Source organism: Mesorhizobium sp. M0659, from assembly GCF_040320605.1.
GTDB lineage: Bacteria > Pseudomonadota > Alphaproteobacteria > Rhizobiales > Rhizobiaceae > Mesorhizobium.
Genome location: NZ_JAMYPY010000002.1, coordinates 194,714 through 213,203, shown reverse-complemented (window position 1 = coordinate 213,203; position 18,490 = coordinate 194,714). Strand labels below are relative to the sequence as shown.

The following is an 18,490-nucleotide window of genomic DNA, read 5'->3' as shown; positions in this document are numbered from 1 at the left end:
AAACAAGGTTTCAAAAAACCCGGTGAACGAATTCCTTAGGATTTGACCGGCTTGTCCTTTCCCCTTGATTCCAGAAGGTAATTGTTGATGAGCAGGATTCTCGGTCGGCAGCTTGCGGCGGTAGCGTCCGGTCAGGGCGCGGCGGAACTCGGCGACCTGCCGGAATGGAATCTCGCCGACCTCTATTCCGGCATGGAAGCGCCCGAACTGAAGCGTGACCTTGCCAAGGCGGCGGCCGACGCCGTCGCCTTCGAGAACCGCTGGAAGGGCACACTGGCTGCGGAGGCCGGGCGCGGAAGCGCCGGCAGGCTTGGCGAGGCGCTGACAGCCTATGAGGCGCTGGAGGAACTGATCGGCCGCATCGTCTCCTATGCCGGCCTGATCTATGCCGGCAACACCGCCGATCCGCAGCGCGCAAAGCTCTATGGCGACATCCAGGAAAAGATGACCGACGCCAGCGCGCATCTTCTGTTCTTCGCGCTGGAACTGAACCTGATCGATGACAAGGCGCTCGAATCCGCCCTCGCCGCCGACGCCGGCTTTGCCCATTACCGGCCCTGGGTGCTCGACCTCAGAATGGACAAGCCCTACCAGCTCGAGGATCGGGTCGAGCAGCTGTTCCATGAGAAGTCGATCACCGGGCGCGGTGCCTGGAACCGGCTGTTCGACGAGACGATGACCGATCTGCGTTTCGACATAGACGGCGAGGAACTGACGCTGGAGCCGGCGCTGAACCGCCTGCAGGACGCCGATGGGGAGGTCCGCCGCCGCGCCTCCGAAGCGCTGGCCACAACCTTCCGCAAGAGCCTGCGCACCTTCACGCTGATCACCAACACGCTGGCCAAGGACAAGGAGATTTCCGACCGCTGGCGCGGCTTCGAGGACATCGCCGACTCACGCCATCTCGCCAACCGTGTCGAGCGCAGCGTGGTCGACGCGCTGGCATCGGCCGTGCGCGAGGCCTATCCGCGCCTGTCTCATCGCTACTACGCGATGAAGGCGCGCTGGCTGGGCATGGAGGTGATGAACCACTGGGACCGCAACGCGCCCTTGCCCGAAACGCCGCAAGCGGTGATTCCTTGGGATCATGCCAGGAACACTGTGCTATCGGCCTATCAGCGCTTTTCCCCCGACATGGCGGAGATCGCCCGCACCTTCTTCGACCGCAACTGGATCGACGCGCCGGTCAGGCCCGGCAAGTCGCCCGGCGCCTTCGCCCATCCGACCGTGCCTTCGGCGCACCCTTACGTGCTGCTCAACTACATGGGCAAGCCGCGCGATGTGATGACGCTGGCGCATGAACTCGGCCACGGCGTGCATCAGGTGCTGGCCGGCGGCCAGGGCGCGCTGATGGCTTCGACGCCGCTGACTTTGGCCGAGACGGCCTCGGTGTTCGGCGAGATGCTGACCTTCCGTTCGCTGCTCGACCAGACCACCGACAAGCGCCAGCGCAAGGCGATGCTCGCCCAGAAGGTCGAGGACATGATCAACACGGTCGTGCGCCAGATCGCCTTCTACGAGTTCGAACGCAAGGTGCATGCAGAGCGCAAGAACGGCGAACTGACCTCCGACAAGCTCGGCCAGTTCTGGCTCGAGGTGCAGGCCGAAAGCCTGGGGCCGGCGATCAAGCTGCGCGAGGGCTATGAGGTCTTCTGGACCTACATCCCGCACTTCGTCCACTCCCCCTTCTACGTCTACGCCTATGCCTTTGGCGACTGCCTGGTGAACTCGCTCTACGCGGTCTACCAGAACGCTGAGCATGGCTTCCAGGATAAGTATTTCGAGATGTTGCGCGCCGGCGGCACCAAGCATCACTCGGAGCTTCTCGCGCCCTTCGGCCTCGACGCCACCGACCCCGCCTTCTGGCAGATCGGGCTTGGCGTGATCGGCGGCCTGATCGACGAGTTGGAAGCGCTCGACAGTTAATGCGCGCACCCATTGGACCGATGGCGCAGAGTGGCAGGTTCAGCAGCGGCCTCGACTTTGCAGAATCGCAGAACAGTTTAGCCGGAATGCATGTGACGGCAGCTCTGTTCTTGTTCTAAATATCTGTTCTTGAATAACTCTCCGGCGAAAATTCCGTTAGCTTTCCCGAAACCGTATGATAGCTTTCCGACTGAAGCTCAGCCGGGCGCGCGGCTTAAGGCCGGACAGTATCCCGGCCCATGGCAGCGGTCTGACGAATGCGACAGCGACGGTTGGCAATGGGCGGAAAGCCGAACGCCGACACTCGACGACAGACCGGCTGTTCCCTGAGCCGCCGAACCACATTGGATGATCCGATCTGCCAAGGTCATGACTTGGGACGGCGGCGGACGGATCCGACTGGAGAGAGACGATGACCTTCTTTTACATTGTCCTGGCGTTCCTTGTAGGTGTGTTGGTTGGCTGGTTTATCTGGGGCCGGCTGCGCGGCGAACTCGACAGCCTGCGCGGCGATCTCGACCGCACCCGCAGCGAGCGTGACAGACTGCGCGCCGACGCCGATCGCCTGACTGGCGAACTCGACGCCTGCGGCAAGACCCGCGCCGATCTCGAACGGCGGCTGCGTGAAACATCAGCTCCATCCGCCAAGCCTTCAAGTTCGGCGCCGGCTGCGCTGGTATCGACAGCGGCAACGGCCAAGTCCGCCCGGGCCGCGAAACCGGCCCCCGCCAAACCCGCCGCGGCCAAACCAGCTGCGGCCAAATCCGCGGCCGCAAAACCAGCGGCCAGCAAACCTGCCGCCGCCAAGGCCGCGCCCAAAGCCGCGGCTTCAAAGCCCGCCGCCGTCCCGAAGAAGGCCGCCCCGGCAGCTGGGAAGGCCGACAATCTGCGCCGCCTGATCGGTATCGGCCCGGTCAACGACAAACTGCTCAAGGGCCTTGGCGTCACCACCTACGCGCAGATCGCCGGCTGGACCGCGGCCGATGTCAAGCGCATCGAGGACACGCTGAATTTCGACGGCCGCATCGCCCGCGAAAAGTGGGTCGAGCAGGCCAAGCTGCTTGCCACCGGCGACGAAAAGGAGTTCGCACGCCAATTCCCGAGCGCCGGGACCGCCAACAACAGCTGATCTGTCATCGGCAACATAACCAGAAGGCGGCGCTCTCGGGCGCCGTCTTTGTTTTTGCATTCGCCACTGTCTTTGCGCCCTGCGACGCCGCTCCCTCGATTGCACGCCGCCCGGCCCCCATATAGAGCGGTTCTGGCGTCATCGACCGCAGTACCCGAGCCCCATGCCCCTGCCCTCTGCCATTTTCCGCAACGATGAAAGCGGCCGTCAGTTGGTCTTCGACCACCCGGCCGACATCATCATTGCCTATGATGCCAAGGATTTTCTGCCGGCGCTGGCGGCTGCGCAGGCGGCGAGCGATGCCGGCAAATGGCTGGCCGGCTATTTCTCCTACGAAGCGGGCTATCTGCTCGAACCGAAACTCGTGCCGCTGCTGCCTGAAGGCCGGCGTGCGCCACTGGTTTGTCTGGGTGTCTTCGATGCTCCGGTCGAAGAGGGCGTGCCGCGCAACGATGCGCCGGCCACCAATGGCCCCATCTTCGACGCCAGGGCCAGTTGGTCCGCTCAGGACTACGCCAGACGCTTCGCGCGCCTTCACGACCACATCCGCAAGGGCGATTGCTACCAAGGCAACCTGACCTTTCCGGTCCGTGCCCAATGGTCGGGCGATCCGCTTGCTGCCTTCGACGCACTGACAGGACGCCAGCCGGTCAAGTATGGCGCACTGATTTCGCTCGGCGATCCCATCGTCTTATCGCGTTCGCCCGAGCTGTTCTTCGAGATCAATGCCTTAGGCATGATCGAAACCCATCCGATGAAGGGCACCGCACCGCGCGGGGCGACCAAGGCCGAGGACGCGCGGTTGAAGTCCTTCTTGCGCAGCGACGAAAAGAACCAGGCCGAGAACCGGATGATCGTCGATCTCCTGCGCAATGACATCTCACTGATCAGCGAGGTCGGCACGCTGGAAGTCCCGGAACTGTTCCGCATCGAGAGCTACCCGACCGTCCATCAGATGGTGAGCCGTGTGCGGGCGAAGCTTCTGCCTGATCTCGGCATCCGCCAAGTCTTTGGCGCGCTGTTTCCCTGCGGCTCGATCACCGGCGCGCCGAAAATCCGCGCGATGGAAATCCTGCACGAGCTGGAAGACACACCGCGCGACGTCTATTGCGGCGCCATCGGCTGGATCGCGCCTGGCGGCATGATGCGCTTTTCGGTGGCGATCCGCACTATATCCCTCTTTTCCAGTGGCGAGGCCGTTTACAATGTCGGCGGCGGCGTCGTCTTCGATTCGACGGCGCAAGAGGAGTATCAGGAGTGTCTGCTGAAGGCGCGCTTCGCGACGGGGACACCGCCGATTTCGAGCTGATCGAGACCATGCGCTGGGAGCCCGGCCAGGGCTTTCTGCGCTTCGAACGCCATCTCGCACGCCTTTACGGCTCGGCGGAAGAACTCGGCTTTGCCTGCGATCCGCAGCGGATCGGCGAGGTGCTGGCGAATACTATCGGGGCGCAGCAGACGGCGCTGCGCACCCGGCTCGTCCTGCAGCGCAATGGCGAGGTGACGGCTTCTGTTCAGCGTTACGAGCCACTCGCCGCCGACAAGGTCTGGCGGCTGCGACTGGCGCGGGTCCGGCTCTCCTCCACCGACACGCTGCTGCGCCACAAGACCGGCCGGCGGCAAGTCTACACTCACGCCCGCTCCGAATATCTGATCACCCAGGCCGACGAAGTGTTGCTCGCAAATGAGCGCAGTGAAATCTGCGAAGGCACCATCACCAACGTCTTCGCCGATTTCGGTGATGGCATGCTGATGACACCCAGGCTCGACTGCGGCCTGCTGCCTGGCGTATTGCGCGCCGAGTTGCTGGACGAAGGCCGCGCCCAGGAGGCGATCTACAGCTATGACGAGTTGAAATCCGCCAAAACACTGTTCGTCGGCAATTCTCTGCGCGGCTTGATCCCGGCAACATTGGCCTGATACGAAGCGGCTGCGAGAATAACCGCCGGCATTGGACACTTTCTAGCGAAGCATGAATTCTCGTCAGCCCACGCACACGCCCTATGATGGCTCCTCAAAGCTCTTCACCATCGGGCTGAAGCCGCTCGAACTCGACAAGTGGATCGAGGTCGACCGGTATCTCTTCGACCATCTCGCCGAAAAGCGCCGGCTGTATGCCGAAATTCCCGACAAGGTGTTTGTCGAGGAAGACGGCACGCGCGACGCCCAGCGCGAAGTGCGCGGCCTCATCGAAGCACATCTGCTGTCGACATTTCCCGGGATGTACCGGCGCACCAATGCCGGGGTTGAGGTCATTGGCGCCAAAGCCGACTCTGACGCCACCTTCCCCGATGCCCCGCTGGTCGCAGCGTCGCTGCTCGTTCAGGAAGACCTGATCCTGATGCGCCGTGACGACACCGGCTGGCGGCTCGCCGCCGGCTCGCTGTGTTTCCCGTCATCCTGGTCGCTGGTCGAAAAATTCGGCCGGCCGCTGCAGCAGATCCACGCACCGGTGCCGGGCTTCGGTCCGGGCACCAGGCCGGCCGAGCTCATCAACCGCATGTTCGACGGCCTGCAGGGTCAGGCCGTCGAACGCTTCAACTGGTCGATCCAGGCCGGCGACGCGCTCTATCATCCGCTCTCCAATGTCGAGCGCATCGACCGTGCCACCAACCGCCCCTCGCGATTTCCCGACGGCGACGTCAACGCCCACGCCTTCATCCGCGTCGAGCGCCAGACGCTGCGCAAACTGCCTCTGTCGCGCGACATCCTGTTCACCATCCGCATCCATCTCGACCCGCTGAAAGTGCTGGCGCGGCATCCCGACCGGGCAACGCTTGCCGCCTCTTTCGCGGCGCAATTGCAGGCGCTGGATGAGGCTCAACTCGACTATAAGGGGATGACATCAGACCGTGACCGGCTGGTGCAACGCCTGCAAACCATGGCTCAGGAGTGACGATGATCCGAAAAATCCTGGAGCAAGCCGTATTGCTCGGTGCATTGCTGGCGTTGCCGGCAACGGCGCTCGCCGACCCCGTCACCTATGCCGGCAAGCTCGGCAACATCGACATCGTCGTCGAGTTTACCGGCGATCCGGCGACGGCTGGAGAGGCACAGGCGGCGCGCTATTTCTACCGCTCCAAGGGCGTCGATATTCCTCTGCAGGCGAAGTCGAGCAAGGGCGCCACCTTTCAATTGGCCGAGGAAGAAGCCTGCGATGCCAAGAAGTGCGGCGACGGCCAGGCTCCACCCATCGGCGCCGTCTGGCGGTTGAGTTCCGCCGACAAGGGCAAGACGCTGGAAGGCACCTGGACGGCCAAAAAGACCCTGCCGCTGAAGCTGACAAGGATCGCCAGCCGTGCCCAGACGGAGACGCCGGCGACGACGCCACGCGATCTCTATGATTTCACCGACATGACATTCTCGGGCGACGATGCGCCGATCACCATGGCGGCATCGCCCTACGACTATATCAAGCTGGATTTCGCGCCCAAGGCAGACGCCAAGGAAGGTTGGCCGGATGCAGCCTACAACTATGTCACCGATCCGCGCACCAAATTCGCCAGGCCGCGCATCGTCGATCTCGCCGGCAGTGCGCCGATCGAAGCCGCCAATGCCTTGCTGCAGAACCGCCATTGGCATGACAGCCTCAGCGCCTTGACGTGCGCGGCGCTGCAATACGCCGGCTTCCACGATGGACCACCGATGGAGGGCATGGATGACGATTCGCTTGGCGGCTACGAAGACACGACGTCCAAAGTGACGTCGTTGACGCCGAAGCTGATGAGCTGGTCGGAATCCGGCAGCCTCTATTGCGGCGGTGCGCATCCGAACAACTATTCCGACGCCTATGTCATGGACGTGCGCCGTGGCGCCTTGCTTACCCTTCAGGACATGTTTTCCGATACGGGCGACGGCAAGCCAGGCCCCTCGCTGGCCGCCTTCGTCAGGGAGAACCGCAAGAAGCCAAGCGACCAGACCGAGGTGGATTACGAGGCCGAATGCGGCATCGACGATTTGATCAGCGACTATCTCGGCGCCAGCCTGAAGCGCGATGGCGACAGGCAGGTTCTGGTCTTCGGCCTGCAAGGTTTGCCCAACGTCATCCAGGCTTGCGGCGGCGATCTCGTTGAAATGCCGGTCTCCGAAGCACAAGCGCTGTTCACACCGGAATTCGCGAAACTGCTCGAACCGTAGGCGTATCTGCGCGGCCGGGAACTAACCTTATCCCTGCTTTTCGCTTTATTGTGACAATGATCTATGGTTTGTCGCGCGGCGGTCGAACGGCCGTTTTGGCGCGTTGCTTGAAGGAGTGCTCGATAAAATGGCGAATGAAAACTGGCCCGTTTACGGTGAAATCACCGGCCCTGTCGTGATGATCGGCTTTGGTTCGATCGGACGGGGAACGCTGCCTCTGATCGAGCGCCATTTCAAATTCGACAAGTCGCGCATGACGGTCATCGACCCGCTCGACACCGACCGCAAGCTGCTCGACGAGCGCGGCATCGCCTTCGTCCAGGAGCACGTGACCGAGAAAAACTACAAGAAACTGCTGACGCCGCTTTTGACCAATGGTGACGGCCAGGGCTTTTGCATCAATCTGTCGGTCGATACCGGCTCGGTCGACCTGATGCGGCTCTGCCGCAAGCTCGGCGTGCTCTACATCGACACCGTCGTCGAGCCGTGGCTCGGCTTCTATTTCGACGCCAAGGCCGACAATGCCAGCCGCACCAACTACGCGCTGCGCGAAGCCTTGATCAAGGAGAAGCACGACAAGCCCGGCGGCGCTACCGCGGTTTCGACCTGTGGCGCCAATCCGGGCATGGTCTCGTGGTTCGTCAAGCAGGCGCTGCTGAACCTTGCGGGCGACCTCGGCCTCGAGTTTTCCGAACCCGCGCAGGACGACCGTGACGGCTGGGCGAAGCTGATGAAGCAGGCCGGCGTCAAGGGCATCCACATCGCCGAGCGCGACACCCAGCGCACCAAGAAGCCGAAGCCGATGAACGTGTTCTGGAACACCTGGTCGGTCGAAGGTTTCATCTCGGAAGGGCTGCAGCCGGCCGAGCTCGGCTGGGGCACGCATGAGAGATGGATGCCGAAGAACGGCAAGGAGCACAAGCATGGCTCCAAGGCTGCGATCTATCTCGAACAGCCCGGCGCCAACACCCGCGTGCGCTCCTGGTGCCCGACGCCGGGCGCGCAATACGGTTTCCTGGTGACGCACAATGAGGCGATCTCGATCGCCGACTTCTTCACCGTGCGGTCGAAGAAGGGGAAGGTGCAATACCGCCCGACCTGCCACTATGCCTATCACCCCTGCAACGACGCCGTGCTGTCGCTGCACGAAATGTTCGGCGCTGCCGGCAAGCCGCAGCCGATCCACCATGTGCTTGACGAAAACGAACTGGTCGACGGCGTCGACGAGCTTGGCGTGCTGCTCTACGGCCATGCCAAGAACGCCTACTGGTACGGTTCGCAGCTGTCGCTGGCCGAAGCCCGCAAGCTGGCGCCCTACCAGAACGCTACCGGCATGCAGGTCACCTCGGCCGTGCTCGCCGGCATGGTCTGGGCGCTGGAAAACCCGGAAGCCGGCATCGTCGAGGCCGACGAGATGGACTACAGGCGCTGCCTGGAAGTGCAGTCCCAGTATCTCGGACCGGTCAAGGGCTACTACACCGACTGGACGCCGCTCGATAACCGTCCGGGCCTGTTTCCCGAGGACCTCGACAAAAGCGACCCGTGGCAATTCCGCAACATCCTCGTTCGATAGCGGTTCCATACCCCTGCCTCACTGCCTTGCAATCGCCCGGAAATCGGGCGATTGAAGGGATGCGGACGAGAGCAGTGTGCATCCATTTGGACGCACGAGGGACGGCTCTGGAAACTTGAGGCCACGCACATCGTGTTCTCCAAAGCGTCGTTTGACGATTGGGCCGATGCGTCAGGAGAGGATTTGATATGACGATTGCGCGCAAAATTCTTTCTGCGGGCGCGGCGGGCGCTCTTGCGACGATGCTTGCCGCCTGCACCACCGGCGGCTCCGACGGGCCACCGATCTCATCGCAGGCGCGAGGCGTCGAAGGCTCATGGCTGAACGCCGAAGGCAAGGCGGTCTCGACATTGAACGGCGGCGTCTTCACCACCGTTTCGGCGGAGACCGGTGAGAAATTCGCTGACGGCAGCTACACCAAGACCGGCGCCACCTCGGTCGAGATCAACGGAACCTCGCTGATCCGGCAGCAGCCAATCGCTTTCAACTGCCTGCTGGTGTCCATAAACCAGCTGAATTGCACCAGCTCCGCCGGGCAGAACTTCGTGCTGACCAGGCGCGGCTGAACCTTTCCCATGCGGCTTTGCGGATGGCGGCGGCGCGATGCCGCCGCCTTTTTTATGCCGGCAAACCGATGCCGGTTATCCGCCCTGATTCTTCTTGCATCGCCACAACCGCGATGTGAACATACCCGAAATGCTGGCTGTTATCCTGCAGTCGGGCAAGAGCGCTAAACGCCTTTGATCATATCCGGGAGACGAAGATGAAGAAGCTCGCCGCCATTGCCGCCCTCTCTGCCTCGACACTCGGCCTGTCGGCCGCACCATCCTTTGCCGACTACACGTTGAACATCCTGCATTTCAACGATTGGCACAGCCGCATCGAAGGCAACAACAAATACGAGTCAACCTGCTCGGCCGAGGAAGAGACCAAGGGTGAGTGCATCGGCGGCGCCGGCCGGCTGGTCACCGCGATCGCACAGGAGCGCAAGAAGCTCGAAGGCCAGAACGTGCTGCTGCTCAATGCCGGCGACAGCTTTCAGGGATCGCTGTTCTACATCACCTACAAGGGCACGGCGGAGGAGGAATTCCTCAATCAGATCAAGCCCGACGCGGTGACGCTCGGCAACCACGAATTCGACGATGGCGAGAGCGCGCTGGTGCCTTATCTCGACAAGGCGAAGTTCCCGATCGTCAGCGCCAATGTCGTGCCCAACGACAAGTCCGGCGCCGCAGGCAAGATCAAGCCGTCGATTGTGCTTGAGGTCGGCGGCCAGAAGATCGGCATTGTCGGCGCCGTGACCAACGACACGCCGGAACTCGCCTCTCCCGGCCCCAACATTACCATCGAGGACGACGTCAAGTCGATCACCGCCGAGGTCGAGAAGCTGAAGGCGCAAGGCGTCAACAAGATCATTGCCGTCACCCATATCGGCTACAGGCGCGAGCGCGATGTCATCGCCAAGATCCCGGGCATCGATGTGGTGGTCGGCGGCCACAGCCATTCGCTTCTGTCCAACACCGACCCGAAGGCTGAAGGCCCCTACCCGACGATGGTCGACAACCCCGACGGCTCCAAGGTGCCTGTCGTGCAGGCCGCGTCCTATTCGAAATATCTCGGCGAATTCAAGGTCGTGTTCGACGACAATGGCAACGTCAAGGAAGCCAGCGGCGACCCGATCTTCCTCGACAAGTCGATCACTCCCGATCCGGCCGTTCTTGCCCGCATCAAGGAGCTTGGCGCGCCGATCGAGGCGCTGAAGAACAAGGAAGTGGCCGAGACCACCGAGGCCATCGACGGCAGCCGCGAAAGCTGCCGCACCAAGGAATGCGCGATGGGCAACCTCGTCTCCGACGCCATCCTCGACCGCGTCAAGGGACAGGGCGTCGAGATCGTCGTCTCGAATGGCGGCGGCCTGCGTGCTTCGATCGACAAGGGCACCGTCACCATGGGCGAGGTGCTGACCGTGCTGCCGTTCCAGAACACGCTGGCGACCTTCCAGATTTCCGGCAAGGATCTGGTTGCCGGGCTGGAAAACGGCGTCAGCCAGGTCGAGGACGGCGGCGGCCGCTTCCCGCAGGTGGCAGGTCTCAAATACTCCTTCGACAAGTCGGTCGCGCCCAATGCCGGCCGAGTCAAGTCGGTCGAGGTGATGCAGAACGGTGCCTGGGCGCCGATCAATTCGGACAAGGACTATCTGGTCGCCACCAACAATTACGTCCGCCAGGGCGGCGACGGCTATAAGGTCTTCGCCGAGAAGGCCAAGAACGCCTATGATTACGGCCCGGGCCTCGAACAGGTGGTCGCCGACTATCTCGCCGCGCACCGGCCCTACACGCCCAAGCTCGACGGCCGCATCACCGAGGTTGCCGCAACCGTAGCGGCTGCCCCGGCCGCCGAGCCGGCAAAACCAGCCGAACCGGCACCTGCTCCAGCGGAACCGGCAAAATCGGCCGAGGCTGCACCGGCGGAGCCGGCGATGCCCGCATTGCCGGCAGGCTCCGGCGACATCACCACCACGCCGCCGACTGTCCCGGCGGAAACCGCCCCGGCAACGCCGGCTCCGGCCGAACCGGCAAAACCGGCCGAAGCCGCACCTGCTCCGGCAAAGCCGGCTGACGGCGCCCCGGCCGAAGCCAGCCATGTCATCGTCGCCGGCGATACCTATTGGGATCTCGCCAAGAAGGCCTACGGCGACGGCGCCAAGTGGAAGGTGATCTCCGAGGCCAACAAAGGCTACGAGCCACGCCGGCTTCCGGTCGGCGCGAGCTTGACCATTCCGGCGAAGTAACCTCGCTTCGCGCTTGCGACCAGCAAAATCCGTCCGGGAAACCGGGCGGTTTTTGGCTTTCAGGGTAAGGTGCGGCCAGACGCAGCATTGAAAACTCGCGCCGCATCGCTAGGTTCGCCCGACATCGTCGGTTTCGCGGTGTCGGGAGACCTTCATGACGCTTTCCACGCCTGTCGACCCCAAAGCCGCGAAAGCGCTCGACCTGCTGCCGGCGGGACATCCGCCGGTAAAGGCAGGCAAGATCGGCGTCATGCTGGTCAATCTCGGCACGCCCGACGGTACCGATTTCAAGCCGATGTGGCGCTATCTCCGCGAATTCCTGTCCGATCCGCGCGTCATCGAACTCAACAAGGCGATCTGGTATCCGATCCTCTACGGCTTGGTGCTGACCACCAGACCGAAGAAGTCCGGCGCCAATTACGCCAGGATATGGAACCGCGAGAGGAACGAGTCGCCGCTGCGCACCTACACCCGCGCGCAGAGCGAAAAGCTGGCCGCAGCGCTCATCGACCTACCCGATGTCGTGGTCGACTGGGCGATGCGCTACGGCAACCCCTCGACCGCGAGCGTCGCTCAAAGGCTGGTCGAACAAGGCTGCGACCGCATCCTGTCGTTCCCACTCTACCCGCAATACTCCGCGACCACCACCGCGACCGCCAACGACCAGCTGTTTCGCGCCTTGATGAAGATGCGCCGCGCGCCTGCCGTGCGCAGTGTTCCGCCCTACTATGACGAGCCGGTCTACATCGAGGCGCTCGCCCATTCGATCGAACGGCATCTGGCAACGCTAGACTTCGAGCCCGAGGTGGTCATCACCTCCTATCACGGCATCCCGAAGCCCTATTTCGAGAAGGGCGATCCCTATCACTGCCACTGCCAGAAGACGACACGGCTGTTGCGTGAACGACTGGGGTGGGATGAAAAGAAGCTGATCATCACCTTCCAGTCGCGCTTCGGCGCCCAGGAATGGCTGCAGCCCTACACCGACAAGACGGTCGAGAAACTGGCGAATGACGGCGTGAAATCGATCGCCATCGTCAACCCAGGCTTTTCCGTCGACTGCATCGAGACGCTGGACGAAATCGGCCGCGAGGCGGCCGAGACCTTCCATCACGCCGGCGGCGAGAAATTCGCCCACATCCCGTGCCTCAACGACAGTGCAGAAGGCATGGCGGTGATCGAGGCGATGGTGCGGCGCGAGCTGTCGGGCTGGGTCTGAGGCCGCCACGTTGCGGCGATCGATCGCCGCAGTTGCGCTATTCCATGCACTAATAATCAACGATCACCTGATTGTAACATTATTGAAACACACCTAAGTGTTTGGTGAAGTCGGTTGCATGGAATCAACGCCATGGCCGGCATCTGAGGGAGATTCAAATGGACTTCAGTGGTTTCGGTATTGCGATTGGTGCGCTTGCCTTTCTGGTATTGGTGCTTCTTATCAAAGGCATCCGGACAATCCCGCAAGGCTATAATTATACGGTGGAGCGCTTTGGTCGTTACACCAAAACACTAAGCCCCGGCCTCAACCTCATCGTGCCGTTCGTCGACCGAATCGGCGCCAAGATGAACATGATGGAGCAGGTGCTCGACGTTCCGAGCCAGGAAATCATCACGCGCGACAACGCCATTGTGGGCGTCGACGGCATCGCCTTCTACCAGATCCTCAATGCGGCCCAGGCCGCCTACCAGGTCGCCGGCCTGGAGAACGCCATCCTCAATTTGACGATGACCAACATCCGTACCGTCATGGGCTCGATGGACCTCGACGAATTGCTGTCGAACCGCGACGCCATCAACGAGCGCCTGCTGCGCGTCGTCGACGAAGCGGCGCATCCGTGGGGCATCAAGATCACCCGCGTCGAGATCAAGGATATCAATCCGCCGGCCAACCTCATCGAATCGATGGGTCGTCAGATGACCGCCGAACGCAATAAGCGTGCGCAGATCCTCGCCGCCGAAGGCCTCAAGCAGTCGCAGATCCTCGAGGCCGAAGGCCGCAAGGAAGCCGCCTTCCGCGACGCCGAGGCGCGCGAACGCTCGGCCGAGGCCGAAGCGCGAGCCACCCAGGTTGTATCGGAAGCCATCTCCAAGGGCGACGTGCAGGCACTCAATTACTTCGTGGCGCTCAAATACACCGAAGCGATGGGCAAGATCGGCACCGCTAACAACAGCAAGGTCGTGCTGATGCCGATGGAAGCCTCGGCGCTGATCGGCACCCTCGGCGGCATAAGCGAGATCGCCAGGGAGGTGTTCCGCAGCGAAGGCACCGCCGGCGCCGCCAGGCAAGCCGCCCGCCCTCCGGTGGTTCGCCCAAGCGAGAATTGAGGCTAGCTGAGAACTGAGATCATAGGAGCGCACTCCCATGTTCGACCGCATCATTTCCGAACTTGGTCCGTGGAACTGGATGGTTCTGGGCTTCGTCCTCCTGGTGATGGAGGTCATCGCGCCAGGAATATTCATGCTGTGGATCGGCATCGCCGCATTGGTGATCGGTGTGATTTCCCTGCTCGTCTGGGACGCAAGCTTCTGGGCCTGGGAAGTCCAGGTCCTCGCCTTCCTGGCCCTGTCGCTGGTCTCGGCCTTTGCCGGAAAGAAGCTGGTTGGTGGGCGTAATACCCCTAGCGACCAGCCGCTGCTCAACCGGCGCGGCGCGCAGTTGGTCGGCAGGATGGCAACGCTGGCCGAGCCGATCAAGGACGGTCGCGGCCGCATCAAACTCGGCGACACACTGTGGCGCGTCTCCGGTCCCGACCTGCCGGCCGGCACGCAGGTGCGCGTCGTCAGTTCGGCCGACACGGATCTGGAACTGACCGTCGAGGCAGTTTGACATTTCGAAAGCGCATGGCGCTTTCGATCCGGAAAATCAGGCCGCGTCGCCTAGGGCTTCCCGAACGCGACGCGTCCTTTGATTTTTTCAGGCGGCGCCGATGCGCAGCAGGTCGTGCAGATGAACCAGTCCCACGAGCCGCCTGCCTTCGACCACCATCAGGCTCGTAATGGCCGAATTGTTGATAATCTGCAGCGCCGTCGCCACCAGCGTGTCCGGTGTGGCCGTCTTCGGCTTTTTCGTCATCACCTGATCGACGCTCATTTCCATGAGATTGCTGCCGATGTGACGCCTGATGTCGCCATCGGTGATGATGCCCACCAACGCGCCATCCGCCGTCGCGATCGCCACGCAGCCGAAGCCCTTGTTCGACAATTCGAGGATCGCCTCGCGCATGCCCGTGCCGGAAGCCACCAGCGGCAGCCTTTCGCCGACATGCATGATCTCGTGGATCTGCGTGAGATTGGCGCCGAGCTGGCCGCCGGGGTGGAATGTGCGGAAATGGTCGGGCGTGAAGCCGCGCGCTTCGAGCAGCGCGATAGCCAGCGCATCGCCGACCACCAGTTGCAGCAGGGTCGATGTCGTCGGCGCCAGGCCGTGCGGGCAGGCTTCCGGCACGGACGGCAGGAGCAGCACCACGTCGGCCGCGCGCGCCAGCGCCGAGGCCGCGCCCGCGGTAATCGCAATCAGCGGGATCGAGAAGCGCCTGGAATAGGCGACGATGCCCATCAATTCTCTGCTCTCGCCGGACCATGACATGGCGATGATGGCATCGTCTCTGGCGATCATGCCAAGGTCGCCATGATTGGCCTCCGCCGGATGGACGAAGAAGGCAGGCGTGCCGGTCGAAGCCAGACTGGCCGCGATCTTAGTGCCGATATGGCCGCTTTTGCCGACGCCGGTGACTATGACGCGGCCATTGATGCGCGACACCATGTCGACGGCGCGGGCGAAAGGTTCGGCCAGTTCGTTCTCCAGCGCGGCGGCCAATGCCGCCACGCCGGCCTGTTCCGTGGCTACCGTTCTCAGCGCCGAGGCGATCGAAGCCTCCAAAGGCTTCTTTTCTTGGGATCCCGCATGCATGGCTGATGCGATTAGCGCTTTGCCGTTCGCCTGTCCAACAGAATTGCCGTCCAGCCATGTCCGACAGGCACCCCTTCAACCCTCCGTTAACCATCCCCGTTTACGGTTCGGTAAGGATGGCGCGCTTGCGCCGCGCAAGCAGTGGTGACGATGTCGCGGGCCCAACCTCAAGAGAAAAAAGGTCGAACGGGCAGAGCGTTTTGCGCTCTGCTTCTGGCGACGAGCGTGCTCGCTTTGCTGCGGCCAACTGCGCTTCATGCCCAGGAGACCGAGCTGCGCGGCGAAGTTTCGGAATCGGCGATCCTGTCCGACCAGCAGCGCCGGGCCAGGCAATTGAGCAAGGCCAACACGCAGGTCAAGCCCGCCCCTGCCGACACCGCCCCCACGGGAAACACGCCAACCGCTTATGTGCCGGCCAGCGATGGCGCCTTGCCTGATGACACCGACCCGTCACAGGCCGGCGCAAACAGCATTTTCGACCCGCCGGCGACCATCGACGATTCGTTCGCCGACAAGCCGCCAACCGTCCTGCCACGCCGCCCGTCGACGCCAAAGCAACGCGCCGACGCGGATGCAGACAAGGCCAAGGACAAAACCAAGGCTGCCGACAAGAAGAAGCCTGGCAAAGCCACGGACCAGACCACCACCGGAACGACTCCGGACGGCACTGCGGCAGGCGACGCCGATCAGGACATAGCCAACCGCCGTGTCCTCACCGTCGACGGCGTCGACCGACGAAAGCTCGACCCCGGCGCCGAGCGCACCGACGCCATCGAGGGCCTGAAGAAGAAGCTCGAGGACGACCCGTACGCGGCAACCGGCATCAAGGTCGGCTCGTTCCTGCTGCGGCCGGCGCTCGAGCAGGGCGTTGCCGTCACGTCGAACGCCGATTCCAGCGCTGGCGGCAAGTCGGCGGTGCTGTCCGAAACGGCGCTGCGTTTCTCCGCCGCCTCCGATTGGCGCGAGAATTCGGCGGTCATCGACGGCTACGGTAATTTCCGCAACACCATTTCGGGCCAGAAGATCAATGAGGCACGCGGCCGTATCCAAGGCACGTACAATGTCGACCTCGACAATGAACTGCGCGCCATCGCCAAGCTCGGCTACGAGATTGCACCGGAATCGGCCTCCGCGCCCGACGCCATTGCCGGCGTCAAATCGCAGCCGATCCGCCAGACGGTCGACGGCAGCCTCGGCGTCGAGAAGGACGTCGGCAAGATGCGCTTTGCGCTGACCGGCGCCGTCTCCCACGACATCTATGGCGATGCCGAACTTACCGATGGCACCTCGCTGTCGCAGAAGGACCAGGACAACACGCTCTACACCGCAACGTTGCGGACCGGCTATGAAATTTCCCCGGCTCTGACGCCCTTTGCTGAGATTGAGCTCGGCCGCCGGGTATATGACCAACGGATCGACAACAAGGGCTTCGAGCGCTCTTCGACCCGGCTTGGCGCGCGCGCCGGTATCGAAGTCGACATGGGCGAGAAGCTCAAGGGTGAGTTCTCGGCCGGCTGGCTGAGGGAGGCGATCGACGACAAGAACCTGGAGGCGATTTCGGGAGCCACCATCAATGCCGACCTCAAATGGTCGCCCGAGCGCGGTACCATCATCGGCCTCACCGGGCGAACCACGGTCGAAGGCACGACGAATGCCGGTAAGAGCGGCGACATCCTCTATTCCGGCCGCCTCACCGGCGAGCGGCAGATCCGCGCCGACCTGACCGGCAACGCAGCCCTTGGGCTCGACTGGCGCAATTACACCGGCTCCGACGGCCATGACATGACGCTGAGTGCAGAGGCCGGGCTGACCTGGTGGCTGAACCGCTATGTCGGCCTCACCAGCCGCGCCCGCACCGAAAAGCTGACCAGCAATCTGCCCGGGCGCAACTACACCGCCAACAGCATCTATTTGGGGCTGAAGCTGCAGCGGTAGCTAAAAAGCAGCGCCGCGACGCTCGGACGGCTTCATCTCATCGAGCAGCGTGCGGATGACGCCGGCCATGTTCTCGTTCATGTCGCTGCGCCACAGCGCGAAGGCGACATTGGCCTCGACGAAGCCTTCCGGCGAGCCGCAATCGAAGGTGCGGCCCTGAAAGTGGTAGCCAAAGAAGGGCTGCTGCTTTTCCAGCTTCAGCATCGCGTCGGTGAGCTGGATCTCGTTGCCGGCGCCCTTTTCCTGGCTTTCGAGGATCTTGAAAATCTCGGGCTGCAGGATGTAGCGGCCGTTGATGTAGAGATTGGACGGCGCGGTGCCGGTCTTCGGCTTTTCGACCATCTCGGTGATGCGGAAGCCGTGATGCGTGTCCTCGCCGCGGCCGACAATGCCATATTTGTGGGTTTCGGCCGGATCGCATTCCTGCACCGCGATGATGTTGTTGCCGGTCTCCTCGTAGAGCTCGACCATGGCCTTCGTGCAGCTCTTCTCCGACTGCATGATCATGTCGGGCAGCAACAGCGCGAAGGGTTCGTCGCCGACCAGTTCGCGGGCGCACCAGACGGCGTGGCCGAGCCCCATCGGCACCTGCTGGCGGGTGAAGGAGGTCTGCCCAGGCGCCGGCTGCAGCCGCTGCAGGCGGGCCAACTGCTCGTCCTTGCCGCGCTGTGCCAGCGTATCATAGAGCTCGAACTGGATATCGAAATGGTCTTCTATGACCGCCTTGTTGCGGCCGGTGACAAAGATGAAATGTTCGATGCCGGCCTCGCGCGCCTCATCAACGACATACTGGATGACGGGCCGGTCGACGACGGTCAGCATCTCCTTGGGGATGGCCTTTGTGGCCGGGAGAAACCGTGTGCCGAGACCGGCGACCGGGAAAACTGCCTTGCGAACTCGCTTCATGCGTCAATTATCCGTTTGAGGGCGTGCCCGGCAATCCCGCCTCGCGACATTTTCGCACCGGAATTGTGGATTATCGGGCCATTGAGGGAAACATCAACCGGTAAAGCATCCAGGTGTCTTTTCGTTCCAGGCGCCGCCTATGGTAAACCAATTGCTAACCCGGTTCGGCGATGAATGGTC

Annotated in this window: 15 protein-coding genes; 13 read left to right on the top strand and 2 right to left on the bottom strand. The window is 62.8% G+C overall.

The window, feature by feature from the left end; genetic code table 11:
- Positions 1-87 precede the first annotated feature (87 nt).
- The 12 genes from NKI31_RS04165 (at position 88) to NKI31_RS04110 (ending at position 14,386) form a co-directional block, all read left to right on the top strand.
- Complete coding sequence (locus NKI31_RS04165; protein ID WP_352650568.1) at positions 88-1,926, top strand: M3 family oligoendopeptidase; 1,839 nt, start codon at positions 88-90, stop codon at positions 1,924-1,926.
- 412 nt (positions 1,927-2,338) lie between these two features.
- Complete coding sequence (locus NKI31_RS04160; RefSeq protein ID WP_352650566.1) at positions 2,339-3,055, top strand: helix-hairpin-helix domain-containing protein; 717 nt, start codon at positions 2,339-2,341, stop codon at positions 3,053-3,055.
- 163 nt (positions 3,056-3,218) lie between these two features.
- Complete coding sequence (locus NKI31_RS04155; protein ID WP_023747143.1) at positions 3,219-4,364, top strand: aminodeoxychorismate synthase component I; 1,146 nt, start codon at positions 3,219-3,221, stop codon at positions 4,362-4,364.
- Positions 4,313-4,975 (top strand): aminotransferase class IV family protein, encoded by a 663-nt coding sequence (locus NKI31_RS04150; RefSeq protein ID WP_031242745.1) that lies wholly within the window; start codon positions 4,313-4,315, stop codon positions 4,973-4,975. Before NKI31_RS04155 ends, NKI31_RS04150 begins: the two co-directional genes overlap by 52 nt.
- 52 nt (positions 4,976-5,027) lie before the next feature.
- The gene (locus tag NKI31_RS04145; RefSeq protein WP_023747141.1) at positions 5,028-5,951 is read left to right on the top strand and encodes a heme-dependent oxidative N-demethylase family protein; all 924 of its coding nucleotides are present in this window, start codon (positions 5,028-5,030) and stop codon (positions 5,949-5,951) included.
- 2 nt (positions 5,952-5,953) lie between these two features.
- Positions 5,954-7,192, top strand: a complete 1,239-nt coding sequence (locus tag NKI31_RS04140; protein ID WP_023747140.1) for a hypothetical protein — start codon at positions 5,954-5,956, stop codon at positions 7,190-7,192.
- Positions 7,193-7,319: 127 nt separating this feature from the next.
- A complete protein-coding gene (locus NKI31_RS04135) occupies positions 7,320-8,765 on the top strand; it encodes a homospermidine synthase (RefSeq protein WP_023747139.1) in 1,446 nt (481 codons plus the stop codon).
- A 188-nt stretch (positions 8,766-8,953) separates the two neighbouring features.
- On the top strand, positions 8,954-9,331 hold the full coding sequence (locus tag NKI31_RS04130; protein WP_023683250.1) for an Omp10 family outer membrane lipoprotein: 378 nt from the start codon (positions 8,954-8,956) through the stop codon (positions 9,329-9,331).
- 197 nt (positions 9,332-9,528) lie between these two features.
- Positions 9,529-11,556: a bifunctional metallophosphatase/5'-nucleotidase gene (locus NKI31_RS04125; protein WP_023747138.1), complete on the top strand. Its 2,028-nt coding sequence runs from the start codon at positions 9,529-9,531 to the stop codon at positions 11,554-11,556.
- A gap of 154 nt (positions 11,557-11,710) precedes the next feature.
- Entirely contained in the window at positions 11,711-12,775 is a 1,065-nt protein-coding gene (hemH, locus tag NKI31_RS04120; RefSeq protein ID WP_352650562.1) for a ferrochelatase, read from the top strand.
- A gap of 158 nt (positions 12,776-12,933) precedes the next feature.
- Positions 12,934-13,884, top strand: coding sequence for an SPFH domain-containing protein (locus NKI31_RS04115; protein ID WP_023671952.1), 951 nt, complete (start codon positions 12,934-12,936; stop codon positions 13,882-13,884).
- Positions 13,885-13,921: 37 nt separating this feature from the next.
- Positions 13,922-14,386 carry an NfeD family protein gene (locus tag NKI31_RS04110; RefSeq protein ID WP_023671953.1) on the top strand — a complete coding sequence of 155 codons (465 nt, stop codon included), beginning with the start codon at positions 13,922-13,924 and terminating at the stop codon, positions 14,384-14,386.
- A gap of 87 nt (positions 14,387-14,473) precedes the next feature.
- Here the strand turns inward: NKI31_RS04110 and NKI31_RS04105 are convergent, their stop codons facing one another.
- Positions 14,474-15,469 carry a KpsF/GutQ family sugar-phosphate isomerase gene (locus NKI31_RS04105; protein ID WP_023671954.1) on the bottom strand — a complete coding sequence of 332 codons (996 nt, stop codon included), beginning with the start codon at positions 15,467-15,469 and terminating at the stop codon, positions 14,474-14,476.
- Positions 15,470-15,619: 150 nt separating this feature from the next.
- Here NKI31_RS04105 and NKI31_RS04100 point away from each other — a divergent pair, with 150 nt between their 5' ends.
- On the top strand, positions 15,620-17,404 hold the full coding sequence (locus NKI31_RS04100; protein WP_352650559.1) for an outer membrane beta-barrel protein: 1,785 nt from the start codon (positions 15,620-15,622) through the stop codon (positions 17,402-17,404).
- Here NKI31_RS04100 and galU read toward each other — a convergent pair whose 3' ends face one another.
- The gene (gene galU, locus NKI31_RS04095; RefSeq protein ID WP_023714035.1) at positions 17,405-18,310 is read right to left on the bottom strand and encodes a UTP--glucose-1-phosphate uridylyltransferase GalU; all 906 of its coding nucleotides are present in this window, start codon (positions 18,308-18,310) and stop codon (positions 17,405-17,407) included.
- Positions 18,311-18,490 lie beyond the last annotated feature (180 nt).

Excerpts from the sequence above, each read along its gene's own strand:
- NKI31_RS04130 (WP_023683250.1), top strand. The coding sequence starts at position 8,954 with ATGACGATTGCGCGCAAAATTCTTTCTGCGGGCGCGGCGGGCGCTCTT.
- NKI31_RS04145 (WP_023747141.1), top strand. The coding sequence starts at position 5,028 with ATGAATTCTCGTCAGCCCACGCACACGCCCTATGATGGCTCCTCAAAG.
- NKI31_RS04115 (WP_023671952.1), top strand. The coding sequence starts at position 12,934 with ATGGACTTCAGTGGTTTCGGTATTGCGATTGGTGCGCTTGCCTTTCTG.
- NKI31_RS04160 (WP_352650566.1), top strand. The coding sequence starts at position 2,339 with ATGACCTTCTTTTACATTGTCCTGGCGTTCCTTGTAGGTGTGTTGGTT.
- NKI31_RS04165 (WP_352650568.1), top strand. The coding sequence starts at position 88 with ATGAGCAGGATTCTCGGTCGGCAGCTTGCGGCGGTAGCGTCCGGTCAG.
- NKI31_RS04135 (WP_023747139.1), top strand. The coding sequence starts at position 7,320 with ATGGCGAATGAAAACTGGCCCGTTTACGGTGAAATCACCGGCCCTGTC.
- NKI31_RS04125 (WP_023747138.1), top strand. The coding sequence starts at position 9,529 with ATGAAGAAGCTCGCCGCCATTGCCGCCCTCTCTGCCTCGACACTCGGC.
- hemH (WP_352650562.1), top strand. The coding sequence starts at position 11,711 with ATGACGCTTTCCACGCCTGTCGACCCCAAAGCCGCGAAAGCGCTCGAC.
- galU (WP_023714035.1), bottom strand. The coding sequence starts at position 18,310 with ATGAAGCGAGTTCGCAAGGCAGTTTTCCCGGTCGCCGGTCTCGGCACA.
- NKI31_RS04110 (WP_023671953.1), top strand. The coding sequence starts at position 13,922 with ATGTTCGACCGCATCATTTCCGAACTTGGTCCGTGGAACTGGATGGTT.
- NKI31_RS04105 (WP_023671954.1), bottom strand. The coding sequence starts at position 15,469 with ATGCATGCGGGATCCCAAGAAAAGAAGCCTTTGGAGGCTTCGATCGCC.
- NKI31_RS04155 (WP_023747143.1), top strand. The coding sequence starts at position 3,219 with ATGCCCCTGCCCTCTGCCATTTTCCGCAACGATGAAAGCGGCCGTCAG.
- NKI31_RS04100 (WP_352650559.1), top strand. The coding sequence starts at position 15,620 with ATGTCGCGGGCCCAACCTCAAGAGAAAAAAGGTCGAACGGGCAGAGCG.
- NKI31_RS04140 (WP_023747140.1), top strand. The coding sequence starts at position 5,954 with ATGATCCGAAAAATCCTGGAGCAAGCCGTATTGCTCGGTGCATTGCTG.